Below are 17,502 nucleotides of genomic sequence, written 5' to 3' on the forward strand. Positions count from 1 at the left end.
GGACGGCGTTCAGCCGTGCGGCGAGTGGGTATAGCGGCTCGCATGGCTCCCGACGAGGGTCGCCGCACGCACCGAGGCGCCGCTCGCGCGCAGCGCCGCCAGCACGGTGTCGAGGCTGGCGTCGTGCGCCCCCTGCCCGCCGACCGGAACCGAGGCGAGCAGCGCCGCGCCGTCGAGCCCGCGGTCGGGCACGGCGATGACCTCGGCGAGCGGGGCGAGCGCGCGCGCCGCCTGCGCGTTCCAGCCGGAGACGTGCAGGCTCCACACCTCGACCTCGGTCACGGCGCCGTCCGTCACCGGATGCGCGATGCAGAACACCGGCAGCCCGGCCGGATGGTCGGCCCGCTCGACGAAGGGCAGGCGGGCGATGATCTTGGGCGCGTGCGCGCCTTCGAGCGCGGTCCACCACGCCCCGGCGCCCGGCGCGGCAAAGGCCGGCACCAGGCCGAGGTCGCCACGCGAGCGCGCCACCGCCGCCACAACCCCGGCCGCCCCCATATGGCCGATGAACGGCACGGTGAAGCCGAAATGGAAGCGCGAGGTGTCGCGCATCGCCGCCTCGCCGGAAGCGAGGTCCGCATGCACGCCATAGGGCGCCTGCACATAGGTGAAGGTGGAGATGATGACGCGCCAGATGCCCTCCACCGTGTCGACGGGAAGGATGCCCCGGTGGCGGTCGACGATCTGGCGCATCATCGACGCCTCGCGCGCCGGCCGGAAGGCCGAGCCACCCTCCGTACCCCGCGCGCGCTTCACCGCCACCAGCCGGTCGATGATCTGGCTGCGCTCGATCAAAAGCGCGTGCATCGCCGCGTCGATGCGGTCGATCTCCGCGCGCAGCGCGCCGAGATCGGCCACCGGATCGGCGGGGGCCGGGGAAGCGGCGCCGGACGGCGCCGCGGGAGCGTTGGCGATCTTGTCCATCGGCCGATGTCCTAGAGCATTTCCGGTTCGTGTGGAATTGCCGGATGGCCCCGCGCCGCCACCAAAATCGCCGCCTCGCTCATATTGACAAGACGCCCCTGTAGGATCATCGGATCGTCCGGTAAAAAGAACTCTTCGTCCGGTAAGACGGTTTTCATGTCTGACACCACGGTCACGCCCGACATCACGGCCCGGCCCGACGCCGCGCTCGATAGCCTCCGGCTGGTCGAGGCGGCGCGCGGCGAGGCGGACCATCCCCATTCGGCGCTGGTGCGTTTCGGGACCGACCAGCCGCTCCAGCTCGATTCCGGCGCGGTGCTCAGCCCGTTCCAGATCGGCTACCAGACCTATGGCACGCTGAACGCGGCGCGCTCCAACGCCATTCTGGTCTGCCACGCGCTCTCGGGCGACCAGCACGCCGCCAATGTGCACCCCGTCACCGGCAAGCCGGGCTGGTGGGAGACGCTGATCGGGCCCGGCAAGCCGGTCGACACCGAGCGCTTCTTCGTCATCTCGTCCAACGTCATCGGCGGCTGCCTCGGCAGCACCGGCCCCTCCTCCACCAACCCGGCGACCGGCCAGCCCTACGGGCTCGATTTTCCCGTGCTGACCATCGGCGACATGGTGCGCGCGCAGGCCATGCTGGTCGACCATCTGGGCATCGACCGGCTGCTTGCCGTGGTCGGCGGCTCGATGGGCGGCATGCAGGTGCTGCAATGGACGGTGAGCTATCCCGAGCGCGTGGTCGCGGCGCTGCCGATCGCCACGGCGGCGCGCCACTCGGCGCAGAACATCGCCTTCCATGAGGTCGGCCGGCAGGCGGTCATGGCCGATCCCGACTGGCGCGGCGGTCGCTATCTCGCCGAGGGCACAAGCCCGCGCCGGGGGCTGGCGGTCGCGCGCATGGCCGCGCACATCACCTACATGTCCGACTCATCCCTGCACCGGAAGTTCGGCCGCAATTTGCAGGACCGCGCCGGGCGCACCTTCTCCTTCGACGCCGACTTCCAGGTGGAATCCTATCTGCGCCACCAGGGCGAGGCCTTCGTCGACCGCTTCGACGCCAATTCCTATCTCTACGTGACCCGGGCGATGGACTATTTCGACCTCGCGGCGGATTACGGCGGCGTGCTGGCGAACGCGTTCAAGGGCACGAAGACGCGTTTCTGCCTCGTCTCCTTCACCTCGGACTGGCTGTTCACGACCGCCGATTCCCGCGCCGTCGTCCACGCGCTCAACGCCGCCGGCGCGCCGGTCTCCTTCGCCGAGATCGAGAGCGACAAGGGCCACGACGCCTTCCTGCTCGACGAGCCGGAATTCTTCGCCATTGCGCGCGGCTTCATCGATTCCGCCGCCCGCACGCTCGGGGTGAAATGATGTCGCCGCCCGACCCGCCCGCGCCCGCCGACGCGCCCGCCAACGGGCGGGACCTGACCATGCGCGAGACCGTGCGCGCCGCCTCGGGCACCCGCGTCGACCTGCTGCTGATCGCCGAGATGGTGCAGCCCGGCACGCGCGTGCTCGATGTCGGCTCGGGCGACGGCGAATTGCTGGAACTGCTCGCCACCACGCGCGGCTGCGACGCGCGCGGCATCGAACTCTCGCGCGAGGGGGTGAATGCCGGCGTGGCGCGCGGCCTCGCCATCATCCAGGGCGACGCCGACATCGACCTTGCCGACTATCCCGACAATTCCTTCGACTATGTGATCCTGTCGCAGACCATCCAGGCGACGCGCCGGCCGAAATGGGTGCTGGACCAGATGCTGCGCGTGGGCACGCGGGCCATCGTCTCCTTTCCCAATTTCGGTTTCTGGCGGATGCGGCTCGATCTGCTGGTCAACGGCAAGATGCCCAGCACCGAGAACCTGCCCTATCGCTGGCACGACACGCCGAACATCCATTTCTGCACCATCCGCGACTTCGTGGATCTGGTGGAGGAGGTCGGCGCGCGCATCGACCGCGCCATCGCGCTCGACGCCTCCGGTCGCCCGGTGCGCGTCAACCTGCCCTGGGCGGTGTGGAACCTGCTCGGCGAGCAGGCGGTGTTCCTGCTGTCGCGGGAGAAGCCGGGCGAGCCGCGCCGCTGAGGCGCGCCCTCACCCGCCCGCAGGCGCCAGCGCCGGTTCCAGCACCGGCTGGAGCACGCGCAGGCGCGAGCGGCGCTTGGTCGCCACCGGCTTGTAGACCTGCTTGGTCGCCTCGACGATGTGCACGCCGGCGAAGGGCAGCGACAGCGTCGCGCCCACGCGCTCCCACGCCACCGCCGAGCGCAGGAACCAGTGCCGCGAAACCGGCGGCATGTAGAGCGCCTCGCCCCAGCTCACCGGCGTGAACAACGCCCCGCGCAGGAGATCGGTGATCTGCGAGCGCGAGAACGGCCGGCCATGGCCGAACGGGTTGTTCTCGGTGCGGGCCCACACGCCGCGCCGGCTCGGCACCACGCAGAGCAGCCGCCCGCCCGGCGCCAGCACACGCCAGACCTCTCGCAGCACTTCCTCCGCGTCGGGGGTCATCTCCAGCAGATGCACCGCGATCACCCGGTCGATCATGCCGTCGCGCAGCGGCAGCTCGGTTTCGTCGACCAGCGCCGCCAGCGTCGGCGCCGCCGAGGGCCAGCGCGTCACGCCCTGCGCGCCCGGCATGAAGGCGAGCGCGCGCTCGCATTCCTCGCGGAACACGCCGAGATAGGGCGTGGCATAGCCGATGCCGAGCACGGAAAGGCCGCGCACATTGTCGAAACGCGCGCGGATGGCGCGGCCGACGAGGCGCCGCGTCACCACGCCGAGCGGCTGGGCATAGAAACTTCGAAGGCCGACGACATCAGGATACATGGCCCGATCTTATAGCCGCACCGAAGACGCCTTGAAATCACCACCCTTTTAGGCCACATAGGCGGAACATACGGAAACGTGTCCGTATTCGGGGCCGCGTCGCTCGATGTCCGCTTTGGCTTGGTGAGGAATTCCTCGCTTTTCCGGCCGCAGCAGTCTTCAGCCCCTGATCATCCGAAAACGCCGACGTCCCAGGCTACGCGGGGTGTCTCACCGCCCCCGCCTGTGCAGTTCGCGCCCGATGTGCGCGCGGACGCACTCGCCCATGAAAGAATCCTACTTGACCAGTTTCAACGAACTCGGCCTCGCCGAGCCGATCCTGAAAGCCCTCGCGGAAGCGAACCACACCACCCCCACCCCGATCCAGATCCAGGCCGTGCCGCAGGTGCTGGCCGGGCGCGATCTCATCGGCATCGCCCAGACCGGTACCGGCAAGACCGCCGCCTTCGCGCTGCCGATCCTGCAGCACCTCGTCACCAACCGCTTCCGCCCGGAGCGCCGCTCGGCGCGCGCCCTGGTGCTGAGCCCGACCCGCGAGCTTTCCGGCCAGATCCTCGAGAGCTTCCGGCTGTACGGCAAGCATGTGCGTCCCTCGACCGCGCTCGCCATCGGCGGCGTGCCGATCGGCCGGCAGGCGCGTGCGCTGGCCGGCGGCGTCGACGTGCTGGTGGCCACCCCCGGCCGCCTCGTCGACCTGCTTGAGAACAACGCCGTCCGGCTCGACATGGTCGAAGTCCTCGTCCTCGACGAGGCCGACCAGATGCTCGACATGGGCTTCATCCACGCCATTCGCGCCATCTGCGCCCGGCTGCCGGCCAAGCGCCGCAACCTGTTCTTCTCGGCGACCATGCCGCGCGAGATCGAGAAGCTGGCGGATTCGCTGCTGACCAATCCCGTCCGCGTCGCCGTGACCCCGGTCGCCAAGACCGCCGATCGCGTCGAGCAGAAGGTGATGTTCACCGACCGCGCGGGCAAGCCGAACCTGCTGGTCGAACTGCTCTCCGAGCCGGATATGGACCGCGCCCTCGTCTTCTCCCGCACCAAGCACGGCGCCGACCGTGTGGTGAAGGGTCTGGCCGGGGCCGGCATCGCCGCCGAGGCGATCCACGGCAACAAGTCGCAGCCGCAGCGTGAGCGGGCGCTGGCCGCCTTCCGCCAGGGCGTCGTCAAGGTGCTGGTGGCGACCGACATCGCCGCGCGCGGCATCGACGTGCCGGGCGTCAGCCACGTCATCAATTACGACCTGCCGAACGTGCCGGAAAGCTATGTCCACCGCATCGGCCGCACCGCGCGCGCCGGCCGCGAGGGCATCGCCGTCTCGCTGTGCGACGGCGAGGAGCGCGCCTTCCTGCGCGACATCGAGCGGCTGATCAAGATCACCATTCCCTCGGTCGACCGCCGTGGCGAGAGCCGCCGCGAAGGCGCCCCGCGCCTCGAAGGCTTCCGTTCGGACGGCCCGCGCGAAGGCGATCGCCGTGATGGTGTGCGCCGCGATGGCGGCCGTCCCCCGCGCGGCCCGGCCGGCGAGCGCGGCCCCCGCGAGGGCGAGCGCTCCGCCCGCCCGTTCCCGCCGCGCGGCCCGCGTCCGGAAGGTCGCCCCGAGCGCGCCCCGCAGGACGGCCCGCGCCGTGACGAGTTCCGCGCCGAAGGCCATCGCCATGAAGGCGGGCGGCCCGACGCCGTGCGCCGCGAGGCGCCCGCGCGTGAAGGCCAGCGCCCGCCCCGGCGCCGGTCCTACCGCGCCGCGCCCTGACCCGACGCACTCAGCCGCGCGCTGGTGACGGCGCGCGGACGATGCCCTTCGACTGGCGGGCTCACACCCGCTGCGTTATCTGAACGAGACAAATGCGGCCGGTCAGGGTATTTGCCTGTCAGCGAGACGTGACAGCAAGACCGGCGGCAGCCTGTACCAGGAGAGCCATTAATGGCGAAAGAGGAACTGCTCGAGTTCGACGGCACCGTGACGGAAGTTCTGCCGGACGGCAACTTCCGCGTCGTGCTCGACAATGAACACGAGATTCTCGCCTATGCGGCGGGCAAGATGAAGAAGAACCGTATCCGCACCATCGTCGGCGACCGCGTCGTCGTCGAGATGTCGCCTTACGATCTTGAGCGCGGGCGCATCAATTTCCGCCACAAGACCGGCGGCCCGACCCCTCCGATCGGCAGCGGCCAGCGTCGTCCCCCGCCGGGCCGTCGTCGCTGATCGCATCGCAGGCGTCCGGCCACGGCCGGACGGATCCACCCCCGACATAGCTGGCCCGGGGCCGCGTTCAGCGCGGCGGCCGGGCGCGCGTCGTGAAGCCGAGCGCCTGCGCCAGCCCTTCCGCACGTTCGGGCGGCTCGCTCAGCTCCATGTCCGCCGCCACATGGGCGATATGCGCGCGCATCAGACGGGCGGCCTCCTCGGCCTCTCCGCGCGCGATGGCGGCGACGATCGCCCCATGCTCCCCCGGCGGGCAGGCGGAACGCTCGCCGCGTGCATAGAGCAGGATGGACAGCGAGCTTAACGCCTGCAATTCGGTGAGCAGGCGCACGAAGACCGGATTTCCCGCCACCTCCGCCAGCACCACGTGGAATTCGCCGGTCAGCCGCACAAGGCTGGCGCGGTCGTCGGCGGCGCGCACCTCGTCCTCCTGCCGGATGTGGCGGCGCAGGCGCTCCAGACCCTGCGCACCGCAGCCGCAGGCGGCCACGCGCACCACTTCCGGCTCGACCACCGCGCGCGCCGCCATCACATGGCACGCATCCGTGCGGCTCGGCGCCGCGACGAAGGCGCCGCGATTGGGATGCTGCTCGACGATGCCGTCCTGTGCGAGGCGCGCCAGCGCCTGCCGCACCACCGTCCGGCTCACCCCGAACAGCTCGGCCAGCCTGTCCTCGGTCAGCTTCTCGCCCGGCGCGAGGCGTCGTTCGAAGATCGCCTCCAGGATCCGCGTGCGGATGAGGTGCTCGGAGCGACCCCGCCCGGCGGGGCGAGGGTCCATGGTCGGCGCGTCGCTGGGCGTGGTCATGGGTCCGTCGGAAACAGGCCCCGACATTGATGCATGTTTCCTGCCGCGACGCCACGCACCGACATCATAGCGCGGCGCGGGGGCGGCCTGCCCTGCGCGCGGGCGCCGCCGGGCCGGTTCAGACCGGCCAGTCGGCCTGCCGCCAGGCCGAATCCCAGAACATCCATTCGAGCTGCGTGGCGTGCCGGTAGGCGGCATGCATGCGGGCGAGTTCGCCCGGAGAGGCGCCGGCCGCCGCGCGGTCCGTGGTGGCGATCACCGCCCGCACCGCCTCGTGGAATTCCTCGCCTGCATAGGTGTCGATCCAGGCGTCATAGGGATTGGGGCGCACCGCGCGGCCGAGAATGTCGCGGCCGATCTCGGCATAGATCCAGAAGCAGGGCAGCAGCGCCGCCAGCGCCACCGGATAGGGCTCGGCATGGGCGGTGGCGATGAGGAAGCTCGAATAATGGTGGCAGACCGGCGACATCGGCGTGCGCGCGAACTCGTCGGCGCTGACGCCGAACGTCTCGAAGAAGTCGGCGTGCAGCGAGCGCTCCACCACCACCGCCACCTTGGCGGCTTCCGCGAACTGCACCAGCCCGTCCGGGTCGTCCGCCTTGGCGGCGGCGAGGGCCAGCGCCCGGCCGAAGGCGATCAGATAGTGGGCGTCCTGGATCATGTAGTGGCGGAACTGCTCGGGCGAGAGCGTGCCCGCGGCCAGCGCGTCGTTGAACGGCATGGTCCGGATCGCCTCATAGGTCGGCAGATTACGGCCCCAGGCATGGGCGCTGAAGGTCGAGCCGTCGCTCATTCGCGTTTCCTCCGGAAATGAAAAGGGCCGCTGTGGTCAGCGGCCCGGATCATAATCGTCTCTGGCGGCGGGCAGAACTCAGTGCGAGGTGCGCGAGTCCGCCTCGATGGCCGCGGCCGCCGACTTGAGCTGCTCGAGGAAGAGCTGGCGGCTGGCCTTGATGGCCTCGTCGCGGGCGTCCTCGACGTCTTCCTGCGCGTCCTTGATCATCTGCGCGAGGTTCTCGACGCGCAGCTCGGCGAGCGGGATGGCGGTCTCGGCGAGCACGGTCAGGCCGGCCGGGTTCGCCTCGGCGAAGCCGCCGCGCACGAACAGCTTGCGGGGGGCGCCGTCGCCCTTGATGGTCAGCACGCCGGGCTTCAGCGTCGACACGAAGGGCGAATGGCCGGCGAGGATGCCGAACTCGCCCTCGGTGCCCGGAACGATGACCTCTGTCACCGAGCCGGAATAGACCAGACGCTCGGGCGAGACGAGTTCGAACGGGAAGGTGGCCATGGGTCCTCCAGGGGATGCGTCAGCGTCAGGGATCGACGCCCCGTGCCGTCAACGGCCGGGGCGCTCGGATCACGCCGCCTCGGCAGCCAGCTTCTTGCCCTTCTCGATCGCCTCTTCGATGGTGCCGACCATGTAGAAGGCCTGCTCCGGGAGGTGATCGTACTTGCCTTCCACCAGGCCCTTGAAGCCCTTGATGGTGTCGGCGAGGTCGACGAGCTTGCCGGGCGAGCCGGTGAAGACTTCGGCGACGTGGAAGGGCTGCGACAGGAAGCGCTCGATCTTGCGGGCGCGGGCGACCGTGGTCTTGTCCTCTTCGGACAGCTCGTCCATGCCCAGGATCGCGATGATGTCCTGCAGCGACTTGTAGCGCTGCAGCGTCTGCTGAACCTGGCGCGCGACGTTGTAGTGCTCCTCGCCGATGACGAGCGGCGAGAGGATGCGCGAGGTCGAGTCGAGCGGGTCGACCGCCGGGTAGATGCCCTTTTCCGCGATCGAGCGCGACAGCACCGTGGTGGCGTCGAGATGGGCGAAGGAGGCGGCCGGGGCCGGGTCGGTCAGGTCGTCGGCGGGCACGTAAATGGCCTGCACCGAGGTGATCGAACCCTTGGTGGTGGTGGTGATGCGCTCCTGCAGCGCGCCCATGTCGGTGGCGAGCGTCGGCTGATAGCCCACCGCCGAGGGAATGCGGCCGAGCAGAGCCGACACTTCCGAACCCGCCTGGGTGAAGCGGAAGATGTTGTCGACGAAGAACAGCACGTCCTGGCCCTGGTCGCGGAAGTGCTCGGCGACGGTGAGGCCGGTCAGGGCGACGCGGGCGCGCGCGCCCGGGGGCTCGTTCATCTGGCCATAGACGAGGGCGCACTTCGAGCCGGCCGAGGAGCCGCCATTCTCGTGCGGGTCGACGTTGACCTTGGACTCGATCATCTCGTGGTAGAGGTCGTTGCCCTCGCGGGTACGCTCGCCCACGCCGGCGAACACGGAGTAGCCGCCGTGCGCCTTCGCGATGTTGTTGATCAGCTCCATGATCAGCACGGTCTTGCCGACGCCGGCGCCGCCGAACAGGCCGACCTTGCCGCCCTTGGAATAGGGCGCCAGCAGGTCGACGACCTTGATGCCGGTGACGAGGATTTCCGCCTCGGTCGACTGCTCGGCATAGGACGGGGCCGGCTGGTGGATGCCGCGCGTGGTCTCGCCGACCAGCGGGCCCGCCTCGTCCACCGGCTCGCCGATGACGTTCATGATGCGGCCCAGCGTGGCGGCGCCGACCGGGACGGAGATCGCCCCGCCGGTGTCCTTCACCACGGTGCCGCGCACCAGACCCTCGGTGGAGTCCATCGCGATGGTGCGCACGGTGTTCTCGCCCAGATGCTGGGCAACCTCGAGCACGAGGCGATTGCCGTTATTGGTGGTCTCGAGCGCGTTCAGGATCTCCGGGAGGTGATCCTCGAACTGCACGTCCACGACGGCGCCGATGACCTGCGTGATGCGTCCGACCTTAGCCATGTTCGTCGTCCTTCCGGGTCCTGCCTCACAGCGCCTCGGCGCCGGAGATGATCTCGATAAGTTCCTTCGTGATCATCGCCTGACGGGTGCGGTTGTAGGTCAAAGTCTGCTTCTTGATCATTTCACCCGCGTTGCGGGTGGCGTTGTCCATCGCGCTCATGCGCGCGCCCTGCTCCGAGGCGCCGTTCTCGAGCAGCGCCTTGAAGATCTGCACCGCGAGGTTTCGCGGCAGCAGGTCGGCGAGGATCTCGGCCTCGCCGGGCTCGTATTCGTAGACCGCCGCGGCGCCGGAGGCGGCCTCGGCCGGCGCCTCGAAGGTCGCCGGGATCAGCTGCTGCGCGGTCGGGGTCTGCGAGATGACCGACTGGAAGCGGCTGAAGAACTGGGTGGCGACGTCGAACTCGCCGGCGGCGAACATCGCGCCGATCCTGTCGGCGACCGCCTGCGCGTCGGCGAAGGTGACGCCCTTGTTGGCGCGCAGCTCGACCACGCCGATCATCTGGCGCTCGAACTGGCGACGCAGCGCCTCGTGGCCCTTGCGGCCCACGCAGAAGATCTTGACCGTCCTGCCCTGGCCGAGCAGCGCGTTGGCGCGCTCGCGGGCGAGGCGGACGATCGACGAGTTGAAGGCGCCGCACAGGCCGCGCTCGGCGGTCAGCACGAGCAGCAGATGCGTCTCGTCCTTGCCGGTGCCGGTCAGCAGCAGCGGCGCGTCCGGCCCGCCGGAAATCGCGCCGGCGATGTTGCCGAGCACGCTCTCCATGCGCTGCGCATAGGGGCGCGCGGCCTCGGCAGCCTGCTGGGCGCGCCGCAGCTTGGCGGCGGCGACCATCTGCATCGCCTTGGTGATCTTCTGCGTCGCCTTCACCGAAGCGATGCGATTGCGCAGATCCTTAAGGCTGGCCATCTAACTTGGACTCCCGTGCCCTTTGCGCCGCCCTGCCACTCAGGCGAAGGTCTTCGCGAACGCGTCGATCGCCTTCACGAGCTTCTCGGTGGTGTCCTTCGACAGCTCCTTGGAGGTGCGGATCGTGTCGAGGATGTCGGCGTGCTTGGAACGCAGGAACAGCAGCAGGCCCTGCTCGAACTCGCGGACCTTGGAGACCGGCAGGACGTCGAGATAGCCGTTGGTGCCGGCGTAGATCACCACCACCTGCTCCTCGACCTTCAGCGGCGCGAACTGCGACTGCTTCAGCAGCTCGGTCAGGCGCGCGCCGCGGTTGAGCAGCTTCTGGGTCGAGGCGTCGAGGTCCGAGCCGAACTGGGCGAAGGCCGCCAGCTCGCGATACTGGGCCAGCTCGCCCTTGATCTTGCCGGCGACCTGCTTCATCGCCTTGATCTGGGCCGCCGAGCCGACGCGCGAGACCGAGAGGCCGACGTTCACGGCCGGGCGGATGCCCTGGAAGAACAGGTCGGACTCGAGGAAGATCTGGCCGTCGGTGATCGAGATCACGTTGGTCGGGATGTAGGCCGACACGTCGTTGGCCTGGGTCTCGATGACCGGGAGGGCGGTCAGCGAGCCGGCGCCGTTCTCGTCATTGAGCTTGGCGGCGCGCTCGAGCAGGCGCGAGTGGAGATAGAACACGTCGCCGGGATAGGCTTCGCGGCCCGGCGGGCGGCGCAGCAGCAGCGACATCTGGCGGTACGCCACGGCCTGCTTGGACAGGTCGTCATGGATGATGAGGGCGTGCATGCCGTTGTCGCGGAAGAACTCGCCCATGGCGGTGCCGGCGAACGGCGCCAGGAACTGCATCGGCGCCGCGTCCGAGGCGGTGGCGGCGACGATGATGGAGTACTCCAGCGCGCCCTGCTCCTCGAGCACCTTCACGAACTGGGCGACGGTCGAACGCTTCTGGCCCACCGCGACATAGACGCAGTAGAGCTTGGCCTTCTCGTCCGTGCCCTGGTTGATCGGCTTCTGGTTGAGGATCGAGTCGAGCGCAATCGCGGTCTTGCCGGTCTGGCGGTCGCCGATGATCAGCTCGCGCTGGCCGCGGCCGATCGGGATCAGCGCGTCGATGGCCTTGAGGCCGGTCTGCATCGGCTCATGCACCGACTTGCGCGGGATGATGCCCGGCGCCTTCACGTCGACGCGGCGGCGCTCGGTGAACTCGATCGGGCCCTTGCCGTCGATCGGGTTGCCGAGGGCGTCGACGACGCGGCCGAGCAGGCCCTTGCCGACCGGAACGTCGACGATGGCGCCGGTGCGCTTGACGGTCTGGCCTTCCTTGATCTCGCGGTCGGAGCCGAAGATCACGACGCCGACATTGTCGATTTCGAGGTTCAGCGCCATGCCGCGCGTGCCGTTCTCGAACTCGACCATCTCGCCCGCCTGGACGTTGTCGAGACCGTAGACGCGGGCGATGCCGTCACCGACGGAGAGGACCTGGCCGACCTCGGAAACTTCGGCTTCCTGGCCGAAATTCTTGATCTGTTCCTTGAGGATCGCGGAAATTTCAGCGGCGCGGATACTCATCAGCGAACCTCTTTCATCGCATGGCGGATCGAGTTGAGTTTGGTCTTGAGCGAAGCATCGACGAGCTTCGAGCCGATCTTGACCTTGAGACCGCCGAGCAGCGAGGGATCGACCTCGACGGCAAGCTTCACGTCCTTGCCGGTCAGCGCGTCGAGCGCCTCCTTCAGCGTGGCGGCGTGAGCCTCGGACAGCGGCTGGGCGACGGTGACTTCAGCCACCACTTCGCCCTTGTAGGCGGCCACCAGAGCATCGAAGCCCCGCATGATCGCCTCGACGGTGAACAGCCGGCGATTGGCCGCCACGGTCTTGAAGAAATTGCCCGCGAGCCCGCCGATGCCGGCCTTGTCGAGAATGGCGGCGATCGCCTTCTCCTGCTCGTCGGACGTGAACACCGGGCTGCGCACGAGGCGCTTGAGGTCGTCGCTTTCGGCGATCATGGCGCTGAACCTCTCAAGGTCCGCCTTCACCGCATCGACGGCACCGGCATCGCGGGCGAGCTCGAATAGAGCCGTCGCGTAGCGCCCCGCCACTCCGGATACGTAGGTCTCGGCCACTGTGCCTCTCTCGGGGTTGTCCGGCGCGATGCCCGCAAGGCGGAACGTCAGCTTCCAGACTGGAAAGATACAGCCTCGCGGCGGCGTAGGACTTTCCCTTACCCACCCTCAAGGTCGGCGGTTCCCTAACACGGCTCCGGGCGTGCTGCAACACGAGGACGTGAGGGATGGAGGGGGGCAAATGACGTAGCGGCCCCGTAACGGCCTCCGGCGCCGCTGCGCACGTCGTTTCAAGGCTTTGCGGCCCCTGCGGCGCATTGCTGCACCAGACGGGCGCCGCCGCGCGGGCGCTCCGGACCGGCGCCGTTCCCGCCCCTGCGCGAGGATGTCGCGCTTCTGGTATGCCAGACTGGCATGCCAGGACGGAATTCCGGCCGGCCGGCGCAGGACGCGCGGGCGTTCCCCACCCCCCTCAGTCGGGTCTCAGTCACGCGTCACCCGCAGCGCCGCCGCCGCCGCGACGGGTCCGAGCACCAGCGCGCCGAGCGACAGACCGGCGAGAACGAGAAAGGGCGTGCCGAACGATACCGTGCCGCCGAGGACGGTGCCGGTCGCCGCGACGCCGAAGATCAGCACGGGAATCGTCAGCGGCATCACCAGCACGGCGACGAGCAGGCCGCCGCGCCGGAAGGCGCTCGCGAAGGCCGCGCCGATCAGCCCGAGAAAGGTGATGGCCGGCGTGCCGACCAGCAGCGTCAGCGTCAGCGCGCCGATCGAGGCCGGTTCGAGGTTGAGCAGCAGCGAGAGCACCGGCGCCGCGACCACCAGCGGCAGGCCGGTGGCGATCCAGTGCGCCAGCCCCTTGGCGGCGGCGATCAGTTCCAGCGGCAGCGCCAGCATGGCGAGCACGTCGAGCGAGCCGTCCTCGGCATCGGCCGCGAACAGCCGGTCGAGCCCGATCAGCGAGGCGAGCAGCGCCCCGATCCACAGGATCGCCGGCCCGATGCGGGCGAGCAGAGCGAGGTCGGGCCCGATGGCGAAGGGCGTCACCACCACCACGGCGAGGAAGAACACGACGCCGAGCCCCGCCCCGCCGCCGGCGCGCAGGGCAAGACGCAGGTCGCGGGCCACCAGGGCGAGAAAGGCCCGGCTCATGCGGCCACCGGCGAGGCGGGGCGCCAGGCGCCGAGATCGAGCGCGTCGGACGGGCCGAAATCGAGCGGGGCATGGGTGGCGGCGACGATCAGCCCGCCTTTGTCGACGTGAGCGCGCGCGAGAGCGGCGAAGCGCGCCTGCGCCGCCACATCGAGCGCCGTGGTCGGCTCGTCGAGCAGCCAGAGCGGGCGCTCGGCCACCAGCAGGCGGGCGAGCGCGAGGCGGCGCTTCTGCCCGGCCGAGAGCACCGCCACCGGCAGCCGCTCCAGCCCGCCGAGCCCGACCTCGGCCAGAGCCTCGCCGACGCCGAGCGCGGGACGCCCGAGCATGTCGCGCCAGAAGGCGAGGTTCTCCGCCGCGCTCAGCGCCAGCTTGTGGGCATCGAGATGGCCGAGATAGTGCACCTCCTCGGCGAAATCCTCCGGCTCGGCGGCGCCCTCCAGCCGGAGCGTTCCGTGCGCGGGCCGCGACAGGCCGGCCAGCAGGCGCAGCAGCGACGATTTCCCGGTGCCGTTCGGCCCCGTCACGATGAGCGCGCGCCCCGATTCGAGGGTGAAGCCGAGCCCCTCGAACAGGAGCCGGACACCGCGCCGGCACGAGAGCTGCTCGACCACAAGGCGCTTCACGAATTCGACTCCCTTACCGCTGCCTCGCGACGCACAATTTTCCGATGCAGCGCGCCATGCCCTCTAGGATCGGAGTTTGAAATGGCTCTATATAGAATTCCGAACGATGCGCCCCATGCCGCGACCAGGGCCGCGCGAGCTATAGCCCGCAAAGCTTCTCACCTCAAAGGCCCGGCGCACCCTTGTCACACCAAAGCGGGGACCTGCCAGCCGTGACGTCGCTCGACAGCTTCAAAAGCCGTAAGACCCTCACCGTCGGAAGCAAGACCTACACCTATTACAGCCTGCCCGATGCCGAGAAGAACGGGCTGGACGGCGTTTCCGCGCTGCCCTTCTCGATGAAGGTGCTGCTGGAGAACCTGCTCCGCTTCGAGGACGGACGCTCCGTCTCGAAGAAGGACATCGTGTTCATCAAGGACTGGCTGGTGAACCGCGGCAAGGTCGAGAACGAGATCGCCTACCGTCCCGCCCGCGTGCTGATGCAGGACTTCACCGGCGTGCCGGCGGTGGTCGACCTCGCCGCCATGCGCGACGCGATGGTGCATCTGGGCGGCGACCCGAAGCGGATCAACCCGCTGGTTCCCGTCGACCTCGTCATCGACCATTCGGTGATCGTCAACTTCTTCGGCGACAACGCCGCCTTCGGCAAGAATGTCGAGGAAGAGTACAAGCAGAACCAGGAGCGCTACCGCTTCCTGAAGTGGGGCCAGTCGGCCTTCGACAATTTCCGCGTGGTGCCGCCGGGCACCGGCATCTGCCACCAGGTGAACCTCGAATATCTCGCCCAGACCGTCTGGACGAAGGACGAGGACGGTGTGACCGTCGCCTATCCCGACACCTGCGTCGGCACCGACAGCCACACCACCATGATCAACGGCCTCGGCGTGCTCGGCTGGGGCGTGGGCGGCATCGAAGCGGAAGCGGCCATGCTCGGCCAGCCGGTCTCCATGCTCATCCCCGAAGTCATCGGCTTCAAGATGACGGGCGAGATGAAGGAAGGCATTACCGCCACCGACCTCGTGCTCACCGTCACCCAGATGCTGCGCAAGAAGGGCGTGGTCGGCAAGTTCGTCGAGTTCTTCGGCCCCGGCCTCGACCACCTCTCGCTGGCCGACCGCGCCACCATCGGCAACATGGCGCCGGAATATGGCGCCACCTGCGGCTTCTTCCCGGTCGATTCGGAAACCATCGCCTATCTCGACGAGACCGGCCGCACGGATGAGCGCATCGCGCTGGTCGAGGCCTATTCCAAGGCGCAGGGCCTGTGGCGCACCGCGGGCACGCCCGACCCGGTGTTCACCGACGTGCTGGAGCTCGACATCTCCACCGTGCTGCCCTCGCTCGCCGGCCCCAAGCGCCCGCAGGACCGCGTGCTGCTCTCCGGCACCAAGGCCGGCTTCATCGCCGCGCTGGAAGGCGAGTTCAAGAAGGCGGGCGAGGTCGGCAAACGCGTGCCGGTCGCCGGCACCGACTACGATCTCGGCCATGGCGACGTGACCATCGCCGCCATCACCTCCTGCACCAACACCTCGAACCCCAGCGTGCTGATCGCCGCCGGCCTGCTCGCCCGCAACGCGGTCGCCAAGGGCCTGAAGTCGAAGCCCTGGGTGAAGACCTCGCTGGCGCCCGGCAGCCAGGTGGTGGAAGGCTATCTCGCCTCCGCCGGCCTGCAGGACGACCTCGACGCGCTCGGCTTCAACCTGGTCGGCTTCGGCTGCACCACCTGCATCGGCAATTCCGGCCCGCTGCCGGAGCCGATCTCGGAAGCCATCAACAAGAACGACCTCGTTGCCGGCGCCGTCATCTCCGGCAACCGCAACTTCGAGGGCCGCGTGAACCCCGACGTGAAGGCGAACTACCTCGCCTCCCCGCCGCTGGTCGTCGCCTACGCCATCGCCGGCTCGCTGCAGATCGATCTCGTCACCGAGCCGCTCGGCATCGGTTCGGACGGGCAGCCGGTGTTCCTCAAGGACGTCTGGCCGTCGAACCAGGAGATCGCGAAATTCATCCGCGAGAACGTCACCAAGAAGGTGTTCCAGGAGAAGTACTCCGACGTCTTCAAGGGTGACGAGAACTGGCAGAAGATCGCCATTCCGGTCGGCGAGACCTACGCCTGGGACGACCGCTCGACCTATGTGCAGAACCCGCCCTATTTCGAGGGCATGAAGATGCTGCCGGAGCCGGTCACCGACGTCATCGAGGCGCGGGTCATCGGCCTGTTCCTCGACTCCATCACCACCGACCACATCTCGCCCGCCGGCTCGATCAAGGAAGCCAGCCCCGCCGGCGCCTATCTGCGCGACCATCAGGTCCGGCCGGCCGACTTCAACCAGTACGGCACGCGGCGCGGCAACCATCAGATCATGATGCGCGGCACCTTCGCCAATATCCGCATCAAGAACCAGATGCTGAGCGGCAAGGAAGGCGGCTTCACCAGGCACTGGCCGGACGGCGCCGAACTGCCGATCTACGACGCCGCCATGCTCTACCGGCAGGAAGGCGTTCCCACCGTCGTCTTCGCCGGCAAGGAATACGGCACCGGCTCCTCGCGCGACTGGGCGGCCAAGGGAACGGCCCTGCTCGGCATCCGCGCCGTCGTCGCCCAGAGCTTCGAGCGCATCCACCGCTCGAACCTGGTCGGCATGGGCGTGGTGCCGCTGGTGTTCCAGAACGACGAAAGCTGGCAGTCGCTCGGCATCAAGGGTGACGAGATCGTCACCATCCGCGGCATCGAGGGCGACCTCAAGCCGCGCCAGACGCTGATCGCCGAGATCGCCTTCAGCGACGGCACGGTCAAGAACGTGCCGCTGACCTGCCGCATCGATACGCTGGACGAGCTCGACTACTTCCGCAATGGCGGCATCCTGCCCTACGTGCTGCGCAACCTCGCGGCGTGATCGCGGGCCGGTCCCGAAGATGTGAGGCCGGCGCGGGAAAGACCCCCGCGCCGGCCTTTTTCTTACGCGCCCGTGCCCGCCCTGCCGGCCGCTGCGGCAGGGCGGCGACACCGGCCCGCCGACGGCGCGGCGACACCCGAATGTGACTGGTCGCCAGCGCCGTGCCGTCCTATTGGCTAGGGCGGATCCGGTCGGGAACACCCGTCCGGGAGCCCTCCACGGGCCGGGCAAAGAGGCCGCAGCCGCGCGATTTCCGCGCGTGCCGCCGGCATCCCCGCACCGGACCCGCGAGCC

Annotated in this window: 17 protein-coding genes; 5 read left to right on the top strand and 12 right to left on the bottom strand. The window is 69.1% G+C overall.

What is annotated here, in order from left to right; all coding sequences use genetic code 11:
- Positions 1 to 9 precede the first annotated feature (9 nt).
- A complete protein-coding gene (locus tag GBB76_RS11450; protein ID WP_152303420.1) occupies positions 10 to 924 on the bottom strand; it encodes a chorismate mutase in 915 nt (304 codons plus the stop codon).
- An 11-nt stretch (positions 925 to 935) separates the two neighbouring features.
- On the bottom strand, positions 936 to 1,082 hold the full coding sequence (locus tag GBB76_RS18645; RefSeq protein WP_162375571.1) for a hypothetical protein: 147 nt from the start codon (positions 1,080 to 1,082) through the stop codon (positions 936 to 938).
- Here GBB76_RS18645 and GBB76_RS11455 point away from each other — a divergent pair.
- Together GBB76_RS11455 and metW are read left to right on the top strand one after the other, a co-directional pair.
- Positions 1,081 to 2,301, top strand: coding sequence for a homoserine O-acetyltransferase (locus GBB76_RS11455; protein ID WP_152303421.1), 1,221 nt, complete (start codon positions 1,081 to 1,083; stop codon positions 2,299 to 2,301). The two genes, GBB76_RS18645 and GBB76_RS11455, sit on opposite strands and share 2 nt — an antisense overlap.
- A gap of 59 nt (positions 2,302 to 2,360) precedes the next feature.
- On the top strand, positions 2,361 to 3,011 hold the full coding sequence (metW, locus tag GBB76_RS11460) for a methionine biosynthesis protein MetW (RefSeq protein ID WP_152304849.1): 651 nt from the start codon (positions 2,361 to 2,363) through the stop codon (positions 3,009 to 3,011).
- A gap of 9 nt (positions 3,012 to 3,020) precedes the next feature.
- On the opposite strand, the gene GBB76_RS11465 is transcribed toward metW, so the two are convergent.
- The gene (locus GBB76_RS11465; protein ID WP_152303422.1) at positions 3,021 to 3,755 is read right to left on the bottom strand and encodes a class I SAM-dependent methyltransferase; all 735 of its coding nucleotides are present in this window, start codon (positions 3,753 to 3,755) and stop codon (positions 3,021 to 3,023) included.
- A gap of 265 nt (positions 3,756 to 4,020) precedes the next feature.
- Between GBB76_RS11465 and GBB76_RS11470 the strand changes: the two genes are divergently transcribed.
- Both GBB76_RS11470 and infA read left to right on the top strand, forming a co-directional pair.
- Positions 4,021 to 5,508: a DEAD/DEAH box helicase gene (locus GBB76_RS11470; protein ID WP_152303423.1), complete on the top strand. Its 1,488-nt coding sequence runs from the start codon at positions 4,021 to 4,023 to the stop codon at positions 5,506 to 5,508.
- 171 nt (positions 5,509 to 5,679) lie between these two features.
- Positions 5,680 to 5,961, top strand: a complete 282-nt coding sequence (infA, locus tag GBB76_RS11475) for a translation initiation factor IF-1 (protein ID WP_013168254.1) — start codon at positions 5,680 to 5,682, stop codon at positions 5,959 to 5,961.
- Positions 5,962 to 6,028: 67 nt separating this feature from the next.
- On the opposite strand, the gene GBB76_RS11480 is transcribed toward infA, so the two are convergent.
- From GBB76_RS11480 to ccmA, 9 genes are all read right to left on the bottom strand, one after another.
- A complete protein-coding gene (locus GBB76_RS11480) occupies positions 6,029 to 6,769 on the bottom strand; it encodes a GntR family transcriptional regulator (RefSeq protein ID WP_162375573.1) in 741 nt (246 codons plus the stop codon).
- Between the two features lie 118 nt (positions 6,770 to 6,887).
- A complete protein-coding gene (tenA, locus tag GBB76_RS11485) occupies positions 6,888 to 7,562 on the bottom strand; it encodes a thiaminase II (RefSeq protein ID WP_152303425.1) in 675 nt (224 codons plus the stop codon).
- Between the two features lie 78 nt (positions 7,563 to 7,640).
- Complete coding sequence (locus tag GBB76_RS11490) at positions 7,641 to 8,057, bottom strand: F0F1 ATP synthase subunit epsilon (protein ID WP_152303426.1); 417 nt, start codon at positions 8,055 to 8,057, stop codon at positions 7,641 to 7,643.
- A 69-nt stretch (positions 8,058 to 8,126) separates the two neighbouring features.
- Positions 8,127 to 9,560 (bottom strand): F0F1 ATP synthase subunit beta, encoded by a 1,434-nt coding sequence (atpD, locus tag GBB76_RS11495; RefSeq protein ID WP_152303427.1) that lies wholly within the window; start codon positions 9,558 to 9,560, stop codon positions 8,127 to 8,129.
- A gap of 25 nt (positions 9,561 to 9,585) precedes the next feature.
- Positions 9,586 to 10,467, bottom strand: coding sequence for a F0F1 ATP synthase subunit gamma (locus tag GBB76_RS11500; RefSeq protein WP_152303428.1), 882 nt, complete (start codon positions 10,465 to 10,467; stop codon positions 9,586 to 9,588).
- Between the two features lie 39 nt (positions 10,468 to 10,506).
- A complete protein-coding gene (atpA, locus tag GBB76_RS11505; RefSeq protein WP_152303429.1) occupies positions 10,507 to 12,036 on the bottom strand; it encodes a F0F1 ATP synthase subunit alpha in 1,530 nt (509 codons plus the stop codon).
- On the bottom strand, positions 12,036 to 12,620 hold the full coding sequence (locus tag GBB76_RS11510) for a F0F1 ATP synthase subunit delta (RefSeq protein WP_371717114.1): 585 nt from the start codon (positions 12,618 to 12,620) through the stop codon (positions 12,036 to 12,038). Before GBB76_RS11510 ends, atpA begins: the two co-directional genes overlap by 1 nt.
- 393 nt (positions 12,621 to 13,013) lie before the next feature.
- Positions 13,014 to 13,685 (bottom strand): heme exporter protein CcmB, encoded by a 672-nt coding sequence (ccmB, locus tag GBB76_RS11515; RefSeq protein ID WP_152303431.1) that lies wholly within the window; start codon positions 13,683 to 13,685, stop codon positions 13,014 to 13,016.
- Positions 13,682 to 14,311 (bottom strand): heme ABC exporter ATP-binding protein CcmA, encoded by a 630-nt coding sequence (gene ccmA / locus GBB76_RS11520; RefSeq protein ID WP_152303432.1) that lies wholly within the window; start codon positions 14,309 to 14,311, stop codon positions 13,682 to 13,684. The genes ccmB and ccmA overlap by 4 nt, the downstream gene beginning before the upstream one ends.
- 212 nt (positions 14,312 to 14,523) lie before the next feature.
- On the opposite strand from ccmA, the gene acnA reads away from it, so the two are divergent.
- Positions 14,524 to 17,208, top strand: coding sequence for an aconitate hydratase AcnA (gene acnA / locus GBB76_RS11525; protein WP_152303433.1), 2,685 nt, complete (start codon positions 14,524 to 14,526; stop codon positions 17,206 to 17,208).
- The last annotated feature ends 294 nt before the right edge of the window (positions 17,209 to 17,502 follow it).

Source organism: Ancylobacter sp. TS-1, from assembly GCF_009223885.1.
In the GTDB taxonomy this organism is placed as follows: domain Bacteria; phylum Pseudomonadota; class Alphaproteobacteria; order Rhizobiales; family Xanthobacteraceae; genus Ancylobacter.

Bases quoted from the DNA above. Each gene is read 5' to 3' on its own strand.
- GBB76_RS11450 (WP_152303420.1), bottom strand. From the start codon at position 924: ATGGACAAGATCGCCAACGCTCCCGCGGCGCCGTCCGGCGCCGCTTCC.
- GBB76_RS11455 (WP_152303421.1), top strand. From the start codon at position 1,081: ATGTCTGACACCACGGTCACGCCCGACATCACGGCCCGGCCCGACGCC.
- GBB76_RS18645 (WP_162375571.1), bottom strand. From the start codon at position 1,082: ATGAAAACCGTCTTACCGGACGAAGAGTTCTTTTTACCGGACGATCCG.
- metW (WP_152304849.1), top strand. From the start codon at position 2,361: ATGCGCGAGACCGTGCGCGCCGCCTCGGGCACCCGCGTCGACCTGCTG.
- GBB76_RS11465 (WP_152303422.1), bottom strand. From the start codon at position 3,755: ATGTATCCTGATGTCGTCGGCCTTCGAAGTTTCTATGCCCAGCCGCTC.
- GBB76_RS11470 (WP_152303423.1), top strand. From the start codon at position 4,021: ATGAAAGAATCCTACTTGACCAGTTTCAACGAACTCGGCCTCGCCGAG.
- infA (WP_013168254.1), top strand. From the start codon at position 5,680: ATGGCGAAAGAGGAACTGCTCGAGTTCGACGGCACCGTGACGGAAGTT.
- GBB76_RS11480 (WP_162375573.1), bottom strand. From the start codon at position 6,769: ATGACCACGCCCAGCGACGCGCCGACCATGGACCCTCGCCCCGCCGGG.
- tenA (WP_152303425.1), bottom strand. From the start codon at position 7,562: ATGAGCGACGGCTCGACCTTCAGCGCCCATGCCTGGGGCCGTAATCTG.
- GBB76_RS11490 (WP_152303426.1), bottom strand. From the start codon at position 8,057: ATGGCCACCTTCCCGTTCGAACTCGTCTCGCCCGAGCGTCTGGTCTAT.
- atpD (WP_152303427.1), bottom strand. From the start codon at position 9,560: ATGGCTAAGGTCGGACGCATCACGCAGGTCATCGGCGCCGTCGTGGAC.
- GBB76_RS11500 (WP_152303428.1), bottom strand. From the start codon at position 10,467: ATGGCCAGCCTTAAGGATCTGCGCAATCGCATCGCTTCGGTGAAGGCG.
- atpA (WP_152303429.1), bottom strand. From the start codon at position 12,036: ATGAGTATCCGCGCCGCTGAAATTTCCGCGATCCTCAAGGAACAGATC.
- ccmB (WP_152303431.1), bottom strand. From the start codon at position 13,685: ATGAGCCGGGCCTTTCTCGCCCTGGTGGCCCGCGACCTGCGTCTTGCC.